This window comes from Actinomyces urinae (assembly GCF_900119695.1).
Classification (GTDB): domain Bacteria; phylum Actinomycetota; class Actinomycetes; order Actinomycetales; family Actinomycetaceae; genus Gleimia; species Gleimia urinae.
Genome location: NZ_LT632547.1, coordinates 278,868 through 299,899, shown reverse-complemented (window position 1 = coordinate 299,899; position 21,032 = coordinate 278,868). Strand labels below are relative to the sequence as shown.

At 57.1% G+C, this 21,032-nt stretch carries 18 protein-coding genes; 13 read left to right on the top strand and 5 right to left on the bottom strand.

The window, feature by feature from the left end:
* Window positions 1-14: 14 nt before the first annotated feature.
* On the top strand, window positions 15-2,411 hold the full coding sequence (locus tag BQ7114_RS02660) for a cation-translocating P-type ATPase (protein ID WP_072341610.1): 2,397 nt from the start codon (window positions 15-17) through the stop codon (window positions 2,409-2,411).
* A 28-nt stretch (window positions 2,412-2,439) separates the two neighbouring features.
* On the opposite strand, the gene BQ7114_RS02655 is transcribed toward BQ7114_RS02660, so the two are convergent.
* A complete protein-coding gene (locus BQ7114_RS02655; RefSeq protein WP_083431824.1) occupies window positions 2,440-3,420 on the bottom strand; it encodes a bile acid:sodium symporter family protein in 981 nt (326 codons plus the stop codon).
* Window positions 3,421-3,466: 46 nt separating this feature from the next.
* Between BQ7114_RS02655 and BQ7114_RS02650 the strand changes: the two genes are divergently transcribed.
* Window positions 3,467-4,252, top strand: a complete 786-nt coding sequence (locus BQ7114_RS02650; RefSeq protein ID WP_072341604.1) for an alpha/beta fold hydrolase — start codon at window positions 3,467-3,469, stop codon at window positions 4,250-4,252.
* Window positions 4,253-4,325: 73 nt separating this feature from the next.
* Here BQ7114_RS02650 and BQ7114_RS02645 read toward each other — a convergent pair whose 3' ends face one another.
* A complete protein-coding gene (locus tag BQ7114_RS02645) occupies window positions 4,326-4,655 on the bottom strand; it encodes a YciI family protein (RefSeq protein WP_072341601.1) in 330 nt (109 codons plus the stop codon).
* 170 nt (window positions 4,656-4,825) lie between these two features.
* On the opposite strand from BQ7114_RS02645, the gene uvrA reads away from it, so the two are divergent.
* A complete protein-coding gene (gene uvrA, locus BQ7114_RS02640) occupies window positions 4,826-7,663 on the top strand; it encodes an excinuclease ABC subunit UvrA (protein ID WP_072341598.1) in 2,838 nt (945 codons plus the stop codon).
* A 74-nt stretch (window positions 7,664-7,737) separates the two neighbouring features.
* On the opposite strand, the gene BQ7114_RS02635 is transcribed toward uvrA, so the two are convergent.
* Both BQ7114_RS02635 and BQ7114_RS02630 read right to left on the bottom strand, forming a co-directional pair.
* Window positions 7,738-8,421 (bottom strand): SDR family oxidoreductase, encoded by a 684-nt coding sequence (locus tag BQ7114_RS02635; protein WP_072341595.1) that lies wholly within the window; start codon window positions 8,419-8,421, stop codon window positions 7,738-7,740.
* A 34-nt stretch (window positions 8,422-8,455) separates the two neighbouring features.
* Window positions 8,456-10,264 carry an AMP-dependent synthetase/ligase gene (locus BQ7114_RS02630; protein ID WP_072341591.1) on the bottom strand — a complete coding sequence of 603 codons (1,809 nt, stop codon included), beginning with the start codon at window positions 10,262-10,264 and terminating at the stop codon, window positions 8,456-8,458.
* Between the two features lie 139 nt (window positions 10,265-10,403).
* Between BQ7114_RS02630 and BQ7114_RS02625 the strand changes: the two genes are divergently transcribed.
* The 10 genes from BQ7114_RS02625 to BQ7114_RS09120 all read left to right on the top strand — a co-directional run bounded on the left by BQ7114_RS02625 (window position 10,404) and on the right by BQ7114_RS09120 (window position 20,204).
* Window positions 10,404-10,976: a methylated-DNA--[protein]-cysteine S-methyltransferase gene (locus BQ7114_RS02625; RefSeq protein ID WP_072344666.1), complete on the top strand. Its 573-nt coding sequence runs from the start codon at window positions 10,404-10,406 to the stop codon at window positions 10,974-10,976.
* 193 nt (window positions 10,977-11,169) lie between these two features.
* Complete coding sequence (uvrC, locus tag BQ7114_RS02620; protein ID WP_072341588.1) at window positions 11,170-13,218, top strand: excinuclease ABC subunit UvrC; 2,049 nt, start codon at window positions 11,170-11,172, stop codon at window positions 13,216-13,218.
* Window positions 13,215-14,171: an RNase adapter RapZ gene (gene rapZ / locus BQ7114_RS02615; protein WP_072341586.1), complete on the top strand. Its 957-nt coding sequence runs from the start codon at window positions 13,215-13,217 to the stop codon at window positions 14,169-14,171. Before uvrC ends, rapZ begins: the two co-directional genes overlap by 4 nt.
* Before the next feature lie 2 nt (window positions 14,172-14,173).
* Window positions 14,174-15,184: a gluconeogenesis factor YvcK family protein gene (locus BQ7114_RS02610; RefSeq protein ID WP_072341583.1), complete on the top strand. Its 1,011-nt coding sequence runs from the start codon at window positions 14,174-14,176 to the stop codon at window positions 15,182-15,184.
* Window positions 15,185-15,201: 17 nt separating this feature from the next.
* Window positions 15,202-16,182 (top strand): DNA-binding protein WhiA, encoded by a 981-nt coding sequence (gene whiA, locus BQ7114_RS02605; RefSeq protein ID WP_072341581.1) that lies wholly within the window; start codon window positions 15,202-15,204, stop codon window positions 16,180-16,182.
* A gap of 249 nt (window positions 16,183-16,431) precedes the next feature.
* Window positions 16,432-17,436 (top strand): type I glyceraldehyde-3-phosphate dehydrogenase, encoded by a 1,005-nt coding sequence (gap, locus tag BQ7114_RS02600; RefSeq protein WP_072341578.1) that lies wholly within the window; start codon window positions 16,432-16,434, stop codon window positions 17,434-17,436.
* A gap of 98 nt (window positions 17,437-17,534) precedes the next feature.
* Entirely contained in the window at window positions 17,535-18,725 is a 1,191-nt protein-coding gene (locus tag BQ7114_RS02595; protein WP_072341575.1) for a phosphoglycerate kinase, read from the top strand.
* 5 nt (window positions 18,726-18,730) lie between these two features.
* Window positions 18,731-19,507, top strand: a complete 777-nt coding sequence (gene tpiA / locus BQ7114_RS02590; protein ID WP_072341572.1) for a triose-phosphate isomerase — start codon at window positions 18,731-18,733, stop codon at window positions 19,505-19,507.
* Between the two features lie 165 nt (window positions 19,508-19,672).
* Complete coding sequence (secG, locus tag BQ7114_RS02585) at window positions 19,673-19,915, top strand: preprotein translocase subunit SecG (protein ID WP_016443616.1); 243 nt, start codon at window positions 19,673-19,675, stop codon at window positions 19,913-19,915.
* Between the two features lies 1 nt (window position 19,916).
* Window positions 19,917-20,204 carry an RNA polymerase-binding protein RbpA gene (locus tag BQ7114_RS09120; protein WP_072341568.1) on the top strand — a complete coding sequence of 96 codons (288 nt, stop codon included), beginning with the start codon at window positions 19,917-19,919 and terminating at the stop codon, window positions 20,202-20,204.
* Here the strand turns inward: BQ7114_RS09120 and pgl are convergent.
* Window positions 20,201-20,959: a 6-phosphogluconolactonase gene (gene pgl / locus BQ7114_RS02575; protein ID WP_072341565.1), complete on the bottom strand. Its 759-nt coding sequence runs from the start codon at window positions 20,957-20,959 to the stop codon at window positions 20,201-20,203. The genes BQ7114_RS09120 and pgl overlap by 4 nt on opposite strands.
* Window positions 20,960-21,032 lie beyond the last annotated feature (73 nt).

The following is a 21,032-nucleotide window of genomic DNA, read 5'->3' as shown; positions in this document are numbered from 1 at the left end:
ATTAGGATTTAACCGTGAGTGAAACAGCCGCGACCAAAGACCGCTACTTGGGCCATGTGGGAGTTAGTGCGCACGATGTTGCCCGGGCTAAGCAACTAGGCAAAACCAACTGGGTTGAGAGCACTACTTCCCGGCCCATCAAGGTCATCATTCGGTCCAACCTTTTCACGCTGTTCAACGCGATTTTAACTACGGCCGTAGTGGTCGTGTTACTGGTTGGCAACTGGCGTGACGCGGTGTTTGGCATTGTGATGGTAACCAATGCTGTGATTGGAATTTACTCCGAGATCCGCGCAAAGTACGTGCTGGATAGTTTAGCGATCTTGGAGTCCCCGAGGTCGTGGGTGATCCGCGATGGTGCGCGGGTACAGGTGTCATCGGCCGAGCTGATTTTGGGTGACCTGGTGCTACTGGGCTCGGGTGATCAGGTGCCAACTGACGGCACGGTCCTAGAAAGCTACGGATTGCGTGTGGACGAGTCGATGCTGACGGGGGAGTCGGTGCCCGTACGCAAGCGCGAGGGCGATTCGGTACTTTCAGGTACGGCTGTGGTTGCGGGCGAGGCCCTGTTTGAGACTTCAAAGGTGGGTGAGGATTCCTACGCGAATCGGCTCACTAAAGAGGCTAAGCAGTTCAAGAGGGTTAAGTCTGAGATCGGGCAGAGCATCAACACGATCCTGAAGTGGATTTCCTGGGTAATCTTGCCTGTTGTGCTACTGCTGGTGGCCTCCCAGTTGCGTTCTGACGAGGGCACTACGTGGCAGCACGCAGTGGTGCTCGCCGTTGCGGGTGTGGTGGGCATGATCCCGCAAGGCTTGGTACTGCTCACGTCTCTTAACTTCGCGCTTGCCGGGGCAGGTTTAGCAAAGCGTAACGTCCTCATTCAAGAACTTGGCGCGGTTGAAGTTTTGGCCCGTGTGGATCGGCTCTGCCTCGATAAGACAGGTACGATCACTACGGGGGAAATCGCGCCGCAGCAGGTGATTTGTCTGGATGAGTCGATAGAAGAGGACGCCCAAAGCGCTCTTGCGGCAATGGTTGCGGGCGGGGAGAACCAGACCGCGAAAGCCACTATGGCGGGCCTCAGCGGTATTGAACCGGCGAAGCTGGAGCAGGTCGTCCCGTTCGATTCGTCGCGCAAATGGTCGGCGGCAGTCACCGACTCGGGTTCTTGGTATTTTGGTGCGCCCGATATTGTGGCAAACCACGCGGTGAATGCGGCTCAGACTTTAGATCAGGTTTCGACCTTCACGGAGCAAGGGGCCCGTGTTGTTTGTCTGGCCCATTCCACTTCGGATCATATTGATGAGGATAAGCCGAGCCTACCGAAGCAGTTGAGAGCTGTTTTGATTGTGGTTCTGGCTGAGCAGATTAGAGCGGATGCCGCGGACACAATCTCTTATTTCTTACGCCAAGACGTTCAGATCAAGGTGATTTCGGGTGATAGTCCCAGCACGGTAGCTGCGATTGCTAACCGCGTGGGAGTAAGACGCGGCGAGCCGGTAAAGGTTCTGGACGCGCGCGATTTGCCGCAGGCCGAGGAGGACTTTGTCGAGGCAGTCAATGAGTTTGACGTGTTTGGGCGCGTGACTCCGGAAACTAAACGCAAGATGGTAAAAGCATTGCAATCGCGTGGGCATACGGTTGCTATGACGGGTGACGGGGTGAACGATGTCCTCGCGCTAAAGGATGCGGACCTCGGCATTGCGATGGGATCAGGAGCGCCCGCAACGAGAGCAGTGGCAAAGCTTGTCCTCGTGGACGGTAAATTCTCGAAGTTGCCTCGCGTTGTCGCTGAAGGCCGCCGCATCATTGCGAACATGGAGCGTGTCTCGTCCCTGTTCCTTACCAAGACGGCAATGTCGGCCCTGCTTGCGGTACTGGTCGCTATTTTTGCGTGGAGATACCCGTTCTTGCCTCGTCATTTGACAATCATTTCGAGTTTAACAATAGGCATTCCCGCGTTCTTCTTGTCACTAACGCCGAATTACCGCAGGTATAGGCCCGGCTTCCTCGAGCGCACGCTGCACATCGCGATACCCTCCGGCATAGTTTTGGCAGTTACAGCGCTGGTAGCGCAGAGGTTCTACGCAGCGCAGTCGCTAGAGGTTGGCTCTACAGTGGCAACGTTGGCCGTGCTCATGGCGGCGCTCTACTTGCTGTCTGTGATGTCCCGCCCGATCGTTGCATACAGAGCGGTTATCCTGTTCGCAATGCTGAGCGCTGGTGTGGCAATAGTGCTTATTGAACCTATGCGCGCGTTCTTTGCCCTCACATGGCCCACGCCAACCCAGTGGCTGGGTGTCCTGGTGTTAGCGGCAGCGTGCTCATTCCTGATTGAGTTGGTATTCCGTAACTACTCACGCAAGTTTGGCGATTTGAACCGCATTGTCGGCGACATAGACGAATAACTATCGTCTGAGGCTAATAGCAGGCCGATTACCAGGTGTTTTCACCCGTTTGCTCGGTTGTTGCGGCGAGGCGCTTTGCGATGACTGCGGCGGCCATGAGCTGCAGTTGGTGGAAGACAATGACTGGAACGGTCACGGCCGCCACGATGTGAGGCGGAAAGATAATGGCAGCCATGGGTAGGCCGGTTGCCAGGGACTTTTTAGATCCGCACATGAGCAGGGCGATGTTATCGCCGCGATTCATCTTGAGCAGGTGACCAGCCTTCCACGAGGCGCTCATCATGATTGCTAGCAAAATGCTAGATGCGATGACGAGGCCAATGGCATCGCCCCAAGTGAGCGTGCTCCACAGGCCCCGAGCGGTAGCGCCAGCAACGGAGGAGGCAACAACGATGAGGATGGTGCCACGGTCAACGGTTTTTGTTAGCCATTTGTTGGCTCGCACAACGTCGCCAAGCTTGGGTTGGAGTAGCTGCCCAATGATGAATGGAATGAGTAGTTTGACGAGGACATCTACGATTGATCCCCAGCCAACCCCGGTGGACGCGCCCATGATGATCATGACGAGGAGGGGCGTGAGTGCCATGCCGAGGATGTTTGAGATGGTGGCGGCACATACGGCACCAGCTACGTTGCCGCCCGCGATCGAGGTAAACGATATGGAACTTTGCACGGTTGAGGGCAGGAGAGTCAGGTAGAGCAGGCCAAGAGCAAAGGTGGCGCCAAGCCAGGGCCGAAACAGGGGCTGCGTAATGGCACCGAGGATGGGGAAGACAAGGAAAGTGGAGGCAAGCACACTGGCTTGTAGCTTCAGGTTCTTTAGGCCTTCAATGATCTCACTGGTGCGAAGCCGCATGCCGTAGACGAGGAATAGGATCATGACAGCTACGGTGCCCATAATGGTGAGGACATCAATCCATTGCGCGGGGATCGGAACGAGGATGCCGATAACTAAGATGGCAAGGATGCTGACGATAAACGGATCAATGTAGCGCACTAAGACCTTCACGCAATGATGGTACGCCATGGGAGCGCATTCGCAGTATCGTGGGAATATGACGACACTTAGCTATGACGTTTTCGGACCGGCCGACGCGCCAGTCATTTTCCTCGGATCTTCATTGGGCTCAGACCGCAACATGTGGAATGAGGTAGCACCGGGACTCGCTGATTATCGCGTGGTTCGCTTCGATTTCCCGGGCCATGGCCGCTCGCAGGTACCGCAAGTTCAGGGTGAGGTGACTCCTTCGATGCTGGGAGATTGGATCCTGGAGGTTGCGAATGAGCTCGGGGTGGATCGATTCCACATCGCGGGTCTCTCATTGGGTGGCATGATGTCGCTTTGGATGGGGATTAATCACCCTCAGCGGATCCAGAGCGTGATCATGATGTGTTCTGGTCCGGTGTTGCTACCTTCCAGCGCTTGGACGGAGCGTGCCGGCGCGGTCCGTGAGCAGGGAACAAAGGCTTTGGTGGAGGCAACGCTGCAACGCTGGTTCACCCCATCTTTTTACCAGGCAAACGGACACGGCGTTCAGCGTACGCGCCAGACCTTTTTGGATTGCTGCGATGAGGGTTACGCCCAATGCTGTGAGGTGATCGCGAATATGGATAATCGCCCCGGCCTTGCTGGGGTGGACCAGCCGATTACGGTTGTGCGCGCAGAGTTTGATGGGACGCTACCAAAGGACGCGGCGCTTGATCTGGTTGCTTCGCTTTGCGAGGGAGGCAACGAGCAGGTGAACTTGGCCTGCGTTGAGGGCGCGGCTCACCTGGCAGCGGTAGAACAGCCCGGGCAGGTATTGCAAGCCGTCCTCGCACATTTGAATAAGTACGCCTAGTGCGCGGCTAAATCGTTTCAGGCAATAAAAGTGCGGGGTTGGGTGAAACCAACCCCGCGCTTCGCGTTTATCTCTACGGATTTGAGATGGGGAAGTCTGAGACGTTAGAGAAGCGTTCAGCCAGATCGCCAATGGTCGGCTTCCATTCTCGAACAATGATGTTAGTCACGAGCCCGTGCTCAAAGAACGGGTCTTTTTCTAGAAGGGCGCGAGCCTCTTGAGCGGTTTCAGTACGCATGATTAGCAGTGCGCCTGTGTGGCTGGCCTCGCGTAGGTGGCCAGAGGTGAATAGCTTGCCCTGCCGGTGCAACTTGCGAAGGTATTCGCGGTGCGCTGGGCGCCAGTTGTCGGTAAGAGCAAGCAGTTGCGGCTCATATTCATAAATAACGGCGTATGTGTGCATGGCTACATTATCTCTCGTGGTCGAGACTTTTTCAGCTGGACAAGCCGCGAAGTCACATTTTTGAATGAAGTGGAAGGGAGCTGGCCCGCCGAGTGCATTAACACTGCTGGTTGGTTTTGCTGGAATCGAACAAATGTGCGCTTTTGGTCTGGGGTATTTAGGGTAGAGGTGTGAATGATTCGCTAATTGTCCGCGGTGCGCGCCAGCATAATTTGAAGAGTGTTGACCTGGATCTGCCCAGGGAATCGATGATCGTTTTTACGGGTTTGTCAGGTTCGGGTAAGTCATCACTGGCTTTCGACACGATTTTTGCAGAGGGCCAGCGCCGCTACGTGGAGTCACTATCCTCGTACGCGCGCCAGTTCCTGGGCCAGATGGATAAGCCGGACGTCGATTTCATTGAGGGCCTGTCTCCCGCGGTCTCGATAGATCAGAAGTCAACGTCACGCAACCCGCGTTCAACGGTTGGTACTATCACGGAGATTCACGACTATTTGCGTCTTTTGTACGCCCGCGCGGGCGTACAGCATTGCCCGCAGTGTATGGCTGAGATTACCGCCCAAACTCCGCAGCAGATCGTGGACTCGGTTTTAGAGCTTCCCGAGCGCACACGCTTCCTCGTCCTGGCTCCACTGGTTAGGGGACGCAAGGGCGAGTATCAGGATCTGTTTGATGAGATGCGCCAGAAGGGCTTTGCGCGCGTTCGCGTAGATGGTGAGCAGCTCCGCCTCGATCAAGATATCCAGCTGGACAAGAATCTGAAGCACACGATCGACGTTGTAGTGGACCGTCTGGTGATTAAAGATGGACTCCGCCAGCGCCTCACGGATTCGGTGGAGACCGCCCTGGAGCTTGCGGGCGGCATTGTGGTGATTGAGCGGATCGATTTGGACGAGGACGATCCGCACCGCTCACGCCGTTATTCAGAGGCTCGGGCATGTCCGAATGGTCACCCGTTGATGCTCGAGGAGATTGAGCCACGCACCTTCTCATTTAACGCTCCTTACGGTGCGTGCCCGGAGTGCTCCGGGATTGGTTCAAAGCTGGAAGTGGATCCGGATCTGCTGGTGCCAGATGAGGACGTTTCGCTAAAAGATGGCGCGATTGCCGTCTGGACTGCTAACAACAAGTACCACGCAAACCTGCTGGAGGCACTGGCTAAGCAGCTCGATTTTTCGATGACTACGCCGTGGAAGGATTTGCCGAAGAAGATCCAGAAGGCGGTTTTGTACGGCAATGACTACGAGGTGCACGTTCGGTACAAGAACCGGTGGGGCAGACGGCGTTCTTACACAACTGGGTTTGAAGGCGCGGTTAACTATATTGAGCGTAAGCGTTCCGAAACGGAGTCAGAGAACCAGTTGGAGCGCCTGGATTCATTCATGAGGGAGGTTCCCTGCCCGGTTTGTGAGGGAGCGCGTCTGAAGCCCGAGGTCTTGGCGGTTACGATTGGTGACCTCTCGATCGCTGCGCTTTCGAATCTATCGATCTTGGAAGCTCGCGACTTCTTGAAGAATGTGCACCTACAGGGCAGGGCGAAGCAGATTGCGGCCCCGGTGCTCACAGAGATTTTGGTGCGCCTCAACTTCTTGGTGGATGTGGGGCTGAACTATTTGACGCTCTCACGCTCGGCGGGCACTCTCTCGGGCGGTGAGGCCCAGCGCATTAGATTGGCGACGCAGATCGGCTCGGGCCTGGTGGGCGTGCTGTACGTGCTTGATGAGCCCTCCATCGGCCTGCACCAGCGCGACAATAGGCGCCTGATTGACACGCTGATTCGCCTACGCGACCTCGGAAATACTCTGATCGTTGTCGAGCATGATGAAGAGACAATGGAGGCCGCCGATTGGATAGTCGATATCGGGCCAGGCGCCGGCGAGTATGGTGGCCAGATCGTTCACTCTGGCACTTTGAAGGAACTGAAGGCGAATAAGAAGTCGATTACGGGAGACTACCTTTCGGGGCGTAAGTCGATCGCCACGCCGAAGGAACGACGCGCTGTGGACCCGCAACGAATGCTGACGGTGCGAGGAGCGGTGGAGAACAACCTACAGAACCTAACGGTTGAATTCCCCCTCGGGCTTTTTGTGGCGGTAACTGGTGTGTCCGGCTCGGGTAAGTCCACTTTGGTGAATACGATTCTGTACCGCTCCCTGGCGTCGAAGTTGAACCGCGCGCAGATTGTGCCGGGCCGCCACCGCACCATTGCGGGTGTGGAGGAGCTCGACAAGGTTGTGCACGTAGACCAATCGCCAATTGGGCGAACGCCGCGCTCAAACCCGGCCACCTACACGGGCGTGTGGGATCACGTGCGCACGCTCTTTGCGCAGACGCAGGAGGCTCAGGTGCGCGGCTACAAGCCGGGCCGCTTCTCGTTTAACGTTAAGGGTGGGCGCTGTGAGTCCTGTAAGGGCGATGGCACCATCAAGATTGAGATGAACTTCCTGCCCGACGTGTATGTTCCCTGCGAGGTTTGCGGAGGTAAACGCTACAACCGCGAGACTTTGGAAATCGAATACAAGGGCAAGAACGTTTCAGACATTTTGGACATGCCCATTTCAGAGGGCGCGAAGTTCTTTGAGCATATCCCGCGTATTGCGCGGCATTTGAACACGCTGGTTGAGGTAGGTCTGGGGTACGTGCGCCTGGGCCAGTCCGCAACCACACTCTCCGGCGGCGAGGCGCAGCGCGTTAAGCTGGCCGCGGAGCTGCAGAAGCGTTCGCGTGGCCGCACGGTGTACGTCTTGGATGAGCCAACCACGGGTCTTCACAGCGAGGACATCCGCAAATTGCTCCTCGTATTGCAGGGCCTGGTCGATAAAGGCAACACGGTGATTGTCATTGAGCACAATCTGGACGTCATTAAATCCGCTGATTGGGTTATCGATATGGGGCCCGAAGGAGGCTCGGGAGGCGGCAAGGTGATTGCGCAGGGAACCCCGGAGCAAGTCTCTGAGGTTAAGGGCTCTTTCACCGGCCACTATTTGGCGAAGATCCTCGCAAAATAGCGTTTCTTTTCGCCAGATACTGCGATTTCTGGTCTGATACCGCTTTACAAAGCGATGCCAGCAATCGGTGGTGTTTAGATTTGGTTAACCGGTCGCACAGAGATGACTTCAACCGTGGCGTCTTCTGTTGTTTCGAGGGCTAGGCGCACGGTTTTTGCAATCGATTCGGGGCGCACGTGATCAGTCGGATTGTAGTCACGGCCGGCCTGCTCTTGAATCTCCACTTGCATGTCGGTATCTACCCGGCCCGGATGCACGGAGCTGACGCGCACCGCGGTGCGCTCTTCTTCGCGGAGCGCGTCGGTCATGGCTCGAAGCGCGAATTTCGAGGCGGAGTACAGGCCGCCACCCGCCTTTGAGTTGAAGCCGGAGCCAGAGTTGATGGCAACCACCTGGCCACGCGCTTTGCGTAGCGCGGGCAGCAGGTGCTTCACTAGGTTCGCCTGGGCTATCACGTTCACATTCAGGATCGTTTCCCAGTCTTCGCGCGTGGCTTCGGCAATGGTTTTACCCATGGAGATGCCGGCGCTGAGTACCAGCGCATCGAGCTTGTCGATTTTGGCGCATGCGTCGCGAACGGCCTCCTCGTCGGTGATATCCACCACCCAGGGCTGTGCAGATTCGAGGGAGGAAGCCACGCTCATGGCTGATTCGCCGCGTCCTCCTACAAGAACATGCCAATCCTTGGATAGGTCTTCGCTAATGGCACGCCCTATTCCGCGGCTGCCACCGGTTACAAGTACGGTTTTTCTGCACATATTTCCAGCCTAGTGGATCATCCGGTGCCCGGCTTCACGTGGCATAGAGAGCTTCGATCTCACCGGCGAAGTCTCGCGCGACCTCGGCTCGCTTTAGTTTCATGGAGGGGGTGAGGTAGCCGTTGTCAACGGTGAACTCCGCGTTAATGATGCGGAACTCGCGGATCGATTCAGCTTTAGAAACCGACTTGTTTGCTCTTGCAATCGCTTTGTCTAGTGATGCGATGACGCGCGGATGCTGGGCCGCCTGCGTGACGTCCATGTTTTCAAGGCCGTGGTTGGCCAGCCAGGTGGGGAGCATTTCGCGGTCGAGGGTGATGAGCGCGCCAATGAATGGTTTTTGGTCGCCAACCACGATGACGTGGGAGACGAGCGGGTGGGTGACTAGTAATTCTTCGAGGCCGGCGGGCGCTACGTTCTTGCCGCCTGCGGTGACGATAATGTCTTTCTTCCGGCCCGTAATGTAGAGGTTGCCACGTCTATCGATGTGGCCGATGTCGCCGGTGTGGAACCAGCCGTCCTCATCGAATGCTTTGGCGCTGGCTTCTGGGTTGTTCATGTAGCCGGGGGTGATGGAGACGCCTTTGACGAGGATCTCACCTTCGTCGTTAAGCGTGATGGTGTTTCCGGGAAGAACTTGGCCGACAGATCCCATGATCGGGTTGTGGGGGTCGGACAGGCTGATCGGGCCGGTGCTTTCGGATAGTCCCCACCCTTCGTAGACTGTAAGGCCCATGCCGCGGAAGAAGTGGCCGAGTGTGGGGGACAGGGGAGCTCCACCGGAGACAACGTACTTCATGTTGGGGCCGAGTAGACGGCGGATTTTGCGCAGCACAATCCGGTCTGCCCACGTTCGTTTGCGACGTTGCGCAGCCGTTGGGCCAAACGTGGTTTCCATTGCTTTGGAGTAGTCGATTGCGGCTTGGGCTGCCCAGCGAAACAGTTTGCGCTTGGTTCCCTTGCCAGCCTTGGCTTCGGCAGCGTTGTAGATCTTCTCAAGTACGCGCGGCACGAGAAGCAGCAGTGAAGGCTGGAAGCTCTCGATATCGGCAAGCAGGTTCTTAGTGTCAGGGGAGTGACTGAACACGCCGCGCCCGGAAAGCACTGCAAGTTGGACAAAACGAGCCAAAACATGGGCAAGGGGAAGGAATAGCAGGAAGCGCGTCTGAGTGGAGTAAAGAATGTTTGGAACCACTTGCGCGATGGCTTTGGTGGTGCCCACGAAGTTTCGGTGGGTGAGGATTACGCCCTTGGGAACGCCCGTGGTGCCGGAGGTGTAGATGACCGTTGCAATGGAGTCTACGTCGACTTCTGCCTGCACTGCGCGCAGCGTGTCCTCGCTGATGGAGGTGGCTGCCTCCAGGACGGTGCGGATAGCGCCGGATTCGAACGTCATGATTCGCCCAACGGTTGGCGTGTTAGCGTGTTCGATCAGTTGGGCGCGCGCGTGGGTATCACAGATAGCGATGCGCACGTTGGAGTCTTTGCAGATCCATTCGATTTGGCTTACGGAGTCGGACTCGTAGATGGGAACCACGATCACGCCAATGGAGAGGGCCGCAAGGTCGATGAGAGTCCATTCCGGCCTCGTGGATGACATGATTGCTAACGCATCGCCCTGTTTTAGCCCTAAGCCCAGCAGGCCGCGTGCGATGTTGTCAATTTCTGTGACGAAGCGTTTTGCTGATACCGCGTACCATCCGCCCACTTCGCGCCGGCGTTCCATGACAACTTCGTTTGGTCGGCGTCTTGCGCGTTCACGCAGTGCGGTGAGGATCGTTTCGTTTTGGTCGATTGTGTATTCGGCCTTGTTGGTGCGGGGTTGCGTCATTAGGCGGGTCATCGGCGCTCCTTTGGATACTTTTGTTTTCGTTAATGATTCCAATAGGTTTTGTAGGCGTCGAATACACAATTGTATGTTTATGAAACCAGATGATTTTCGGCGTGTTTGCTTGCGTCGGTCATCCGTTTGGCACATGCTGATGAGTTTTCATTTTGAGGCGGGAGGGGAACTGCAAGTGGTTTTGCGACACACTTTGACGGTAACTCCCGTTGGTGAGCTGAGCCTGGTTGCGCAGGGCGAATTCCTGATGGGTGTGTATTTTTCGGATCATCATCCGGCGCCGGGCGTGCAGGATTTGGGTGTGTGGGTGTCGCCGGCAGATAGTGTGCTGAGCGCGGCTGCGGATCAGATACACGAGTATTTGGCAGGGGAGCGGCTGGAGTTCTCTGTCCCGCTTCGGTTACCAGATTCGGGATTTTACACGGAAGTTTGGCGGTGCCTGCAAAGGATTCCTTACGGCGCCGTTTCTACTTATAAGGAAGTTGCGCAGTCGGTAGGGAGGCCGCGTTCGTATCGGGCGGTGGGCACGGCTGTGGGTCATAATCCGTTGTCGATTGTTGTGCCGTGTCACCGGGTAATCGCGTCGGATGGCACACTGTCGGGTTACGCGGGTGGAGTGGATCGCAAACGTTCGCTTTTGCAGTTAGAGTACCGCGTGGCCCGCGCCCTAGGGCTGGACACGCAAGAGCCAGACCTGTTTTCGGGTATGTAGACGAAGTACGGCTGCAAGTTACTGCCCACTGGGTCCTAGCAGGATCATCAGCTGATATGCGGTCGCTGTCACCACCAATCTATGAAGTGGCCCAGTTCAAACCACAAATCATTCTTGGGGACTCGTCGAAGGTTGCGAACAGGAGTGCTCACGAGCGCTCGCTCTCGGTGTCTAAACTTCGTAGAATCGAGGCGTGGCTGACCCTGTAACTTATCGTCCGAAGACGTCTGAGATCCCAGCTGAGCCTGGGGTGTATCGTTTTCGTGACGCTGAGGGGCGCGTCATATACGTGGGTAAAGCCAAGAATTTACGCAACCGCCTCACCAACTATTTTCAGGACCCCGCCGGCCTACATCCGCGCACTCAGCAAATGGTGTTCTCGGCAGCCTCAGTGCAGTGGACCGTTGTAGCCACAGAAGTTGAAGCGCTGACGCTGGAATACTCGTGGATCAAACAGTACGACCCGCGCTTCAACGTCATGTATCGGGATGACAAATCCTACCCCTACCTCGCGGTGTCTATGGGGGAGGACGTGCCGCGCATGCAAATCATGCGAGGCGCCCGGCGCAAAGACACCCGCTACTTCGGCCCCTACTCCCAAGTGTGGGCCATTCGTGAAACTGTAGACCAACTCCAACGAGTATTCCCCATCCGCACCTGCTCCAAAGGCGTCTACCGTCGCGCCGAACGCGCCGGAAGGCCCTGCCTACTCGGCTACATCGAACGCTGCAGCGCACCCTGCGTAGGAAAAATCTCCAAACAAGACCACTACAAACTAGCCGAGCAGCTGTGCCAATTCATGTCCGGCAAAGTTGGCCCCTACATTCGCGACCTCAAAAGCCAAATGAAGCAAGCCGCCACCGAACTCGACTTCGAGCGCGCCGCGCGCCTGCGCGATTCACTGGCAGCGCTCGACAAGGTCCTGGAGCAAAACGCCGTTGTACTCGGTGATGGCACGGACGCGGACGTATTCGCCCAAGTTGTTGACGAACTCGAAGCTGCAGTCCAAGTGTTCCACGTGCGCGGAGGCCGTATCCGTGGCGTGCGCGGCTGGGTAGTAGACCGCCCGGACAACACCAGTGAAGCCGAACTTATGCAGCGTCTGCTCCAACAGGTTTACGCCGAAGCTACCCGCGCAGACGTACACGAACGAGTGGCCGCAGTCTCCGTTGACGACGTTGAACACGCCCCAACCTCCGCTGTTCCACGTGAAGTACTCGTATCAGTCCTCCCCAGCGACGCCGAAGCAGTCACCCAATGGCTCACCCAAATTCGCGGCGCCAACGTAGACCTGCGTATCCCTCAACGCGGCGAAAAACGCGCCCTCATGGACACCGTTCAAGCTAACGCGGAGCACGCCTTGCGCCTGCACAAGACCAAACGCGCGGGCGACCTCACGCAGCGTAGCCAAGCCCTCGAAGAACTGCGCGATTATCTTGACCTCTCATCCGCACCGCTACGCATCGAGTGCTACGACGTGTCCCACACGATGAGCACAAACCAGGTGGCGTCCATGGTCGTTTTTGAAGACGGGGCGCCCCGCAAAACCGACTACCGTCATTTCACTATCCGAGGCGAGGACGGCGAAGGCGTACCGGACGACACGGCTGCCATGCGCGAAACCCTAACTCGCCGCTTCAAGAGACTCTTGGCTGAGGAAGCGGGGGAGTCTGGCTACGACGAGGATGGCATCGAACTGGCCTCCGGCCCGGTAGACCCACAAACCGGCCTGCCTCGCAGATTCTCCTACCGGCCCGACCTGGTGGTGGTTGATGGGGGCCTACCGCAAGTAAACGCTGCCTCGGCAACGCTAGAAGAACTCGGCATTACCGTACCCGTAGTGGGGCTAGCAAAACGGCTCGAAGAAGTATGGATCCCCGGTGACGACTTCCCGGTCATCCTGCCACGCACCTCACCCGGCCTGTATCTGCTCCAACACCTCCGCGACGAGTCCCACCGCTTTGCCATCACCCACCACCGTCAAAAACGTTCCAAAGCGATGAGACGATCCGTGCTTGATCAAGTGCCCGGCCTCGGCCCCACCAGGCAGGCTGAACTACTGAAGAAGTTCAAATCCGCAAAGAAGATTCGCGAGGCTAGTGTAGAAGAACTCCAAACTGCACCCGGTGTGGGCCCCATGTTGGCACAAGCTATTTTTGACTTCTTCCACGCCCAGGCGAATGAGCCCGGTAACAAAGAAAGCGAGACGAGCGGCCAAAAGGCTGGCAAACTAGACACATGAGTGAAGACATGAAGTCGGTGACTGAAAATAACCCGCCAACTGTGCCTGCGGGTATCCCGTTACTTGATGAGATGGCGCGGCTCCCTAAAGCCAATGAACCAGAGCTAATCATCATCTCCGGAATGTCCGGCGCGGGCCGCACACGCGCTTCAATGGCACTGGAAGACCTTGACTGGTACGTGGTAGATAATCTTCCGCCCACGCTACTACCGGCACTGGCCGGCATGATGACCGTGGACGGCTCGGGTGTGCACCGCCTGGGCGCAGTGGTAGATGTTCGCAGCCGCGAGTTCTTTCACGACCTCGAGGATGTCCTCGCTAAACTCAACGAAGACGCGGTTACATACAGAATTATTTTCCTCGAGGCAGACGATGCCACGCTTGTGCGCCGCTACGAGTCTAACCGGCGTCCGCACCCTCTCCAGGGCGACGGGCGAATTCTCGACGGGATTCGTAAAGAGAAACAGATGCTCGCTCCGCTTCGCGCCCGCGCGGATGAGATCATCGACACCTCAAAAATGTCGGTACATGACCTCACCCGGCACATGCGGGACATCGTTGCAGGCGAGGCCGACACGCAACTAAAACTCACCGTCATGTCTTTCGGCTTTAAGTACGGGCTGCCGCTGGACGCGGACCACGTGCTGGACGTGCGTTTCTTGGCCAACCCGTACTGGGTTAGCGAACTTCGCCACCTAACGGGACGCGATGAGCCGGTTGCCAAGTACGTGCTGGAGCAGCCCGGCGCCCGCGATTTCGCTATCAACTACGCAAAACTACTCGCCCCCATGATCCGCGGTTACGTGAATGAACTGAAGCCCTTCACTACCATCGCGGTAGGCTGCACCGGTGGTAAGCACAGATCGGTTGCCATGACTGAACTGATTGCGGCCACGCTGCGTGATGAAGGCTTCCCTGTTCGAGTGCTTCACAGGGACTTGGGTAGGGAGTAATCGTGGCAGGTCTACTGGATGCAAACGGCTGGCCACGCAGGGGAGAGGCCGGCACACGAGTGGTTGCTTTTGGCGGCGGCCACGGCCTTTCTGCAACCCTGCGCGCCCTCAAACACATAACGCATCAGCTCACCGCAGTGGTAACCGTAGCGGACGACGGCGGCTCCTCGGGGCGGCTACGCGAGGAAATGGACGTGTTACCTCCGGGAGACCTGCGGATGGCGCTCGCTTCGCTGTGCGATGACTCCGAATGGGGCCTAACGTGGCGCGACGTCATGCAGCACCGTTTCCACACCGATGGCCCGCTAAATGACCACGCCCTCGGAAATCTTCTGATCGTATCCCTCTGGCAACTTTTGGGCGACCAGGTCGATGGCCTGGACTGGATCGCTCGGTTACTGGGCGCCCATGGCCGCGTATTGCCAATGGCACAGGCCCCACTGGAGATCGAGGCCGACGTTGAGGGCACCGATGGGCTAACACGGGTAGTGCGAGGTCAATGCGCCGTAGCCACCGCCGAAGGACAAACCCGAGCGGTGCGCCTGAACCCAGCTGACCCGCCGGTGGCTCCCGAAGTTCTGAACGCGATCGCCGAGGCTGAATGGGTGGTGCTGGGCCCAGGCTCGTGGTACACCTCTGTGCTCCCGCACCTGCTGGTGCCAAAACTGCACGACGCGCTAGTTTCAACGAAGGCGCGGCGAGCCCTCGTGTTGAATCTTGCCGAGCAAGAGGGCGAAACAGAGATGCTTTCTGCTGGTGACCACGTTCGTGTTCTGGCTCAACACGCTCCTGAATTTGCGCTTGACGTGGTGATTGCTCAGCCTTCTACGGTTGACGATATTGAGGACTTGGAGAACGCCGCCCGCGAGGTAGGCGCTAGACTACTGCTTCGACAGGTGTCGATCGGTGGATCTCAGCCCTTGCACGACCCGTTACGTCTGGCGGCAGCGCTACGTGACGCGTTTGATGGCTTCTTGGGTGAAGTGGGACGGCGCGAGGCCTGGCTCGCCTAGATTGTGGAGATAGTTTAATGTCGCTGACGCTCGCTCTGAAAGAGGAACTGGTTAAGAAACCCGTTGCCACTCCATCTGAAATGGTGGCGGAGGTAGCCTCGATGCTCCGTTTTGCAGGTGGTTTGCACCTGGTTTCAGGCCGCGTAATTATTGAGGCCGAAGTTGATCTTCCGGCCACGGCTGCCCGCCTGCGCACGTTCATGGCGAAGCTTTTTAAGGTGAACTCTTCGGTGGTGATCGTCTCTGGGGGAGCGCTAAAGAAGGGGGACCGCTACGTTGTGCGCGTGGTGGAGCGCGCCGATCACCTGGCCCGCATGACCGGACTAATTGATGCGCAGGGCCGTCCGGTGCGAGGTCTACCCACCCGGATTGTTGCTTCGGGCGATGCCGAGGCCATCGCAGCGTGGCGCGGGGCGTTCCTAGCGCGCGGCTCTCTGATGGAGCCCGGTAGGTCCTCGGCAATGGAAATCACGGCTCCCGGTCCAGAGGCTGCGCTTGCAATGGCTGGTTTCGCTCGCCGAATGGGCGCCCAGGCGAAGGTGCGCGAGATTCGCAGCGCGCAGCGAGTTGTGGTGCGCGAGGCCGATGGTATCGCCTCGATTCTGCAGGCCCTAGAGGCTCCTGAAACCCTGGAAATATGGCAGGCGCGCCGCAAGCGCCGCGTAGCCCGTGGTAGCGCTAACCGCCTGGCTAACTTTGACGACGCTAATTTGCGCAGGTCCGCGCGCGCAGCTGTAGTTGCAAGTGCGCGGGTGAAGCGCGCATTCGACATCTTGGGCGACGAGGTTCCCGAGCATCTGCGTGAGGCAGGTGAACTTCGCGTTAGTCACCCGCAGGCCTCTCTTGAAGAACTTGGCAAGCTTGCTAACCCACAACTGACTAAGGACGCGATTGCGGGGCGTATTCGCCGACTTCTCGCGATGGCGGATAAGCGCGCCCACGAGGACGGCATTGCGGATACGGAAGCAAGCCTGAGTGCGGATTTACTTGAAGGTTAAACAAAATAGCGGGTTGATAGCTAACGCGAACGCCATGTTTGCTTAGTTTTTACCTCTAAAGACCTTTCCGAAACCAAGAATTTTCCTAGCAATAACGTAAAAGACGTATTCGAGCATGCTAAATCGATCGAAACGGTGTAAATTTAGAAATGCTGGAACCGCAGAAAACTGCGGACTGCGTGCCCACGATTTTTGGGCATTCAGTTTCATCAGACGAAAATGCGCCGTAGCGCATTACAGGAGGACATTGTGACTTTCCGCGTCGGTATTAACGGCTTTGGTCGTATTGGCCGTAACTTCTTCCGTGCAGCTCGTGAGCAGGGTGCGGACTTTGAGATTGTTGCCGTCAACGACCTAACTGACAACGAGACCCTCGCACACTTGCTCGAGTGGGATTCCATTCTTGGCAAGCTTGACGCAGACGTATCCTACGATGACGAGTCCATCACCGTTGGTGGCCACCGCATCGCCGCTTTCGCTGAGCGCGACCCCGCCAACATTCCGTGGGGCGACCTCGACGTTGACATCGTGATTGAGTCCACGGGCTTCTTCACGGATGCAACCAAGGCGAAGGCACACATCGATGGTGGTGCTAAGAAGGTCATCATCTCCGCACCGGCTAAGAATGAAGACGCTACCTTCGTTGTTGGTGTAAACCACACCGATTACGATCCGGCTAAGCACAACATCATTTCGAACGCATCGTGCACCACCAACTGCCTCGCTCCGATGGCTAAGGTACTTGATGAGGCCTTCGGCATTGAGCGCGGCCTCATGACCACGATCCACGCTTACACTGGCGACCAGCGCATTCACGATGCTCCGCACAAGGACCTTCGCCGTGCACGCGCCGCTGCGGTCAACATTGTTCCGACCACCACCGGTGCTGCTCGCGCTGTTGCTCTCGTGCTCCCGCAGCTCAAGGGCAAGCTGGACGGCTACGCACTTCGCGTTCCGGTAATCACCGGTTCGGTCACCGACCTTACCTTCACCACGAAGTCCGAGGTCTCGATCGAGTCCGTTAACGCCGCTATGAAGGAAGCTGCTGAGGGCCCGCTCAAGGGCGTTCTGGCATACTCCGATGGCTACCTCGTTTCGACCGATATCGTAACCGACCCGCACTCGTCGATCTTCGACGCGCCGCTAACCAAGGTTATTGGCGACCAGGTGAAGGTTGTTTCCTGGTACGACAACGAGTGGGGCTACTCGAACCGCCTCGTAGACCTGACCGAGTACGTTGGTGAGCGTCTCTAATTAGGAGTCGAGCGTAAAAGTTGGACGCCCGCACATGCTGACGCGTGCGCGGGCGTCTTCTTTAGGCCTGAACTATTGAACTTCGAGAGGAAGATTTTATGAGAACGATCGAAAGTCTAGGTGACCTTAAAGGAAAGCGCGTCCTGGTTCGTTCGGACTTCAACGTGCCACTAGATGGCCAGACGATCACCGACGACGGCCGTATCCGCGCGGCACTACCCACTTTGAACAAGCTTACAGAAGGCGGAGCCAAGGTTATCGTCATGGCGCACCTGGGCCGTCCTAAAGGCGAGTTCAAGCCAGAGTTTAGCCTTGCACCGGTCGCAAAGCGTCTCGGCGAACTCGTTGATGCCAACGTATCTCTTGCCAAGGACATCACCGGCGAATCCGCTAAGGAAGAGGCCGGCAAGCTAAACGACGGCGATATTCTTCTGCTCGAGAATGTTCGCTTCGATCCGCGCGAAACCTCAAAGGTTGACGCCGAGCGCGAAGAGTTTGCTTCTGAACTAGCGCAGCTTGCCGATGCTTTTGTCTCGGACGGCTTCGGCGTTGTACACCGCAAGCAGGCTTCGGTTTACGACATTGCAAAGAAACTTCCGTCCGCTGCAGGCCTCCTCGTGTTGAAGGAGATCGAGTCGCTGTCGAAGGCTACCGACAATCCGGAACGCCCCTACGCGGTCGTACTTGGCGGCTCCAAGGTTTCGGACAAGCTTGGCGTTATCGCTAACTTGCTGAAGAAGGCCGACATGCTCCTGATTGGTGGAGGCATGGCCTTCACATTCTTGAAGGCAAAGGGCTACGAGGTTGGCAAGTCGCTGCTAGAAGAAGAGCAGCTTGCAACGGTTAAGGGCTACATCGATGAGGCGAAGGAGCGCGGCGTTGACCTTGTTCTTCCGATCGACATTGTGGTTGCTCCCGAGTTTGCAAAGGACGCAACCCCAACCGTGGTTGACGCGGACGCGATTCCTGCCGACCAGATGGGCCTCGATATTGGTCCGAAGTCGCAAGAGCTTTACGCTTCGAAGATCGCTTCGGCGAAGACCGTTGCTTGGAATGGCCCGATGGGCGTATTCGAGTTTGAGAACTTTGCTGGCGGCACGAAGGCCGTTGCTCGCGCACTATCCGAAGGTGACTGCTTCTCGGTAGTTGGCGGCGGCGACTCCGCGGCTGCTGTGCGTCTACTCGGCTTCGACGAATCCACTTTCTCTCACATTTCCACCGGTGGCGGCGCCTCCCTCGAACTTCTTGAGGGCAAGACGCTTCCGGGTATCGCAGTTTTGGAGGACTGATTTACATGGCACGTACGCCACTTATGGCCGGCAACTGGAAGATGAACATGGATCACCTTGAGGCGATCCACCTGGTCCAGGGCCTAAACCAAGAACTGACCGACGCTAACTTCGATTTCTCGGCTGTTGAAGTCGCTGTCATTCCGCCGTTCACCGACATTCGTTCGGTTCAGACGGTTGTTGAGGGCGACGAGATGAAGATCAAGTACGGCGCCCAGGACGTTTCCACCCACGAAAACGGTGCATACACCGGCGAGATTTCAGCTTCCATGCTCTCTAAGCTTGGTTGCAGCTTCATCGTTGTGGGCCACTCCGAGCGTCGTGAATACCATGGCGAGAGTGACGCGCTGGTGGGCGAGAAGGCACGCGTGGCCCTCGCGGCTGGAATGACGCCGATCATCTGCTGTGGTGAAGGTCTTGACGTTCGCAAGGCAGGAAACCAGGTTTCGCACGTACTAGCGCAGATCGATGGCGCTCTAAAGGGCATGTCCGCCGACGACGTTAAGAAGAGCGTTATTGCGTACGAGCCCATCTGGGCCATTGGTACCGGCGAGGTCGCAACCCCTGAAGATGCGCAGGAAGTTTGCGGCGCAATCCGCGTTCGCGTAAGTGAACTGTACGACGCCGAGACCGCTGACGCTGTCCGTATCCTCTACGGCGGCTCCGTGAAGTCCTCGAACGTTGCGGACATCATGGCTAAGGAGGACGTCGACGGCGCCCTCGTTGGCGGCGCATCGCTGAAGGCTGACGAGTTCGCGAAGATCGCGTGCTTCAACGCCTAACCTCTTGTTGTGCCTCCGCCGGGACCAACCCCGGTGGGGGCACATTATTAGTGAAAGCCACCATGCTTGCGCGCCCGGCTATGAACTTTCGCGATGCCACGCTAGAATCTAACAGGTTAGAAAAAGTTTGTTTTATGCGCCGAGGCGTGAAGGAAAAGGATTAGCGTGACAGCTGTAAAAATCATCCTGGACGTGTTGCTCGTGATTTCGAGCCTGTTCCTCATCCTCACCATTTTGATGCACAAGGGTCGCGGCGGCGGCCTATCCGACATGTTCGGTGGTGGGTTCTCGTCCACTGCAGGCTCGTCCGGTGTTGCCGAGCGTAACCTTAATCGCATCACGATTGGCACCCTAGTTGTGTGGGTAACCGTAATTGTCTTGATCGGTATTTTGACGAAGTTCGCCTAGCTTGGATGCGATAGCAAACATCGAATACTTCTGCGCGCGTGGCCATGTCACGCGCGTTTCCTTTTCTGCAACCGCACTTTTCGACGTTCCAAAATCGTATCCGTGCGATACTTGCCACGAAGTTGCCTACCGTAATCGCCCCGGAGTAGGCGAGGGTAAAGCCTCGCAACACCAGGAATCGTCGCTTACATGCAGACACTTGGAAGAGGCCGAGGCGCGGCGAACCCCCGCCGAGAGAGACGCTATCCTCGAGGATGCACTCAGGCGTCTACGAGAAGGGGAGCGCTAGAAGATCCTGTCGATCCTGCTGGCGGCAGCTTTGTCCACCCACCACTGCGTTCCCACCTGGTTCATCGCGCCTGCGGGCACCTCTCTAAAGTTGGCGCCCTGCAATGCCTGTGCAAAAACCGTAGCCTTTTCTTTACCCGCAACCACAAACCAGGACGCCCGTGAACGTCGCAATAGAGGAATAGTCATTGAGATTCGCTGCGCTGGAAGCTTAGGGGACTGCGGTTCAGAAACATACAAGCCAGCCGCATCCAACGTTCGGTGAGACGGAAACAGGGCTGCAAAATGTCCATCTTGGCCAATTCCTAAAACGCTCATATCAAGAGCTATTGAACGCGGATCCAGCAGGGCGTGCAACGAATATACCGACACCATTTCTTCCTCATACTGGCGTGCCGCGGCCTCGAGATTCTTACTATTCGATGGAGTCGGTGGCCGGTGGAGCTCAAAAATAGGGAACTGGGACGCGAGAGCCTCATCAACACGCGTGTCGGCGCGATCTGAATCGTCATACTCCACGTAGCACTCGTCAGCCATCCAAATATGAACGGGTGACCACTGCTCCACAAGATCAGGGTGGTGGCGCATGATGTCGGCAATTTTCTGCAACAGCGTGGTGCTTATATCGCTAGCGATCCCTACATGGATACGACTGCGCTGCTGTGAAAGCTCAGTGATCTTGCGAACCAAGGATAGCGCCACCTTCGCGTGAAGTTCCTCTACCGTTCGGTGAACCTTCAAATCTGTTTCAAGCATCGTCCCGCCTTGCATTCAACTGTGCTTAGTTTACGAGATTAGGGTAAAAAATCTGGAGGCCAGCTTAGCTGAC

Coding starts and splice junctions, on each gene's coding strand:
- pgl (WP_072341565.1), bottom strand. CDS start 20,959: ATGCTTGAAACAGATTTGAAGGTTCACCGAACGGTAGAGGAACTTCAC.
- rapZ (WP_072341586.1), top strand. CDS start 13,215: ATGAGTGAAGACATGAAGTCGGTGACTGAAAATAACCCGCCAACTGTG.
- BQ7114_RS02635 (WP_072341595.1), bottom strand. CDS start 8,421: ATGTGCAGAAAAACCGTACTTGTAACCGGTGGCAGCCGCGGAATAGGG.
- tpiA (WP_072341572.1), top strand. CDS start 18,731: ATGGCACGTACGCCACTTATGGCCGGCAACTGGAAGATGAACATGGAT.
- whiA (WP_072341581.1), top strand. CDS start 15,202: ATGTCGCTGACGCTCGCTCTGAAAGAGGAACTGGTTAAGAAACCCGTT.
- BQ7114_RS02625 (WP_072344666.1), top strand. CDS start 10,404: ATGAGTTTTCATTTTGAGGCGGGAGGGGAACTGCAAGTGGTTTTGCGA.
- BQ7114_RS02645 (WP_072341601.1), bottom strand. CDS start 4,655: ATGCACACATACGCCGTTATTTATGAATATGAGCCGCAACTGCTTGCT.
- BQ7114_RS02650 (WP_072341604.1), top strand. CDS start 3,467: ATGACGACACTTAGCTATGACGTTTTCGGACCGGCCGACGCGCCAGTC.
- BQ7114_RS02630 (WP_072341591.1), bottom strand. CDS start 10,264: ATGACCCGCCTAATGACGCAACCCCGCACCAACAAGGCCGAATACACA.
- BQ7114_RS02595 (WP_072341575.1), top strand. CDS start 17,535: ATGAGAACGATCGAAAGTCTAGGTGACCTTAAAGGAAAGCGCGTCCTG.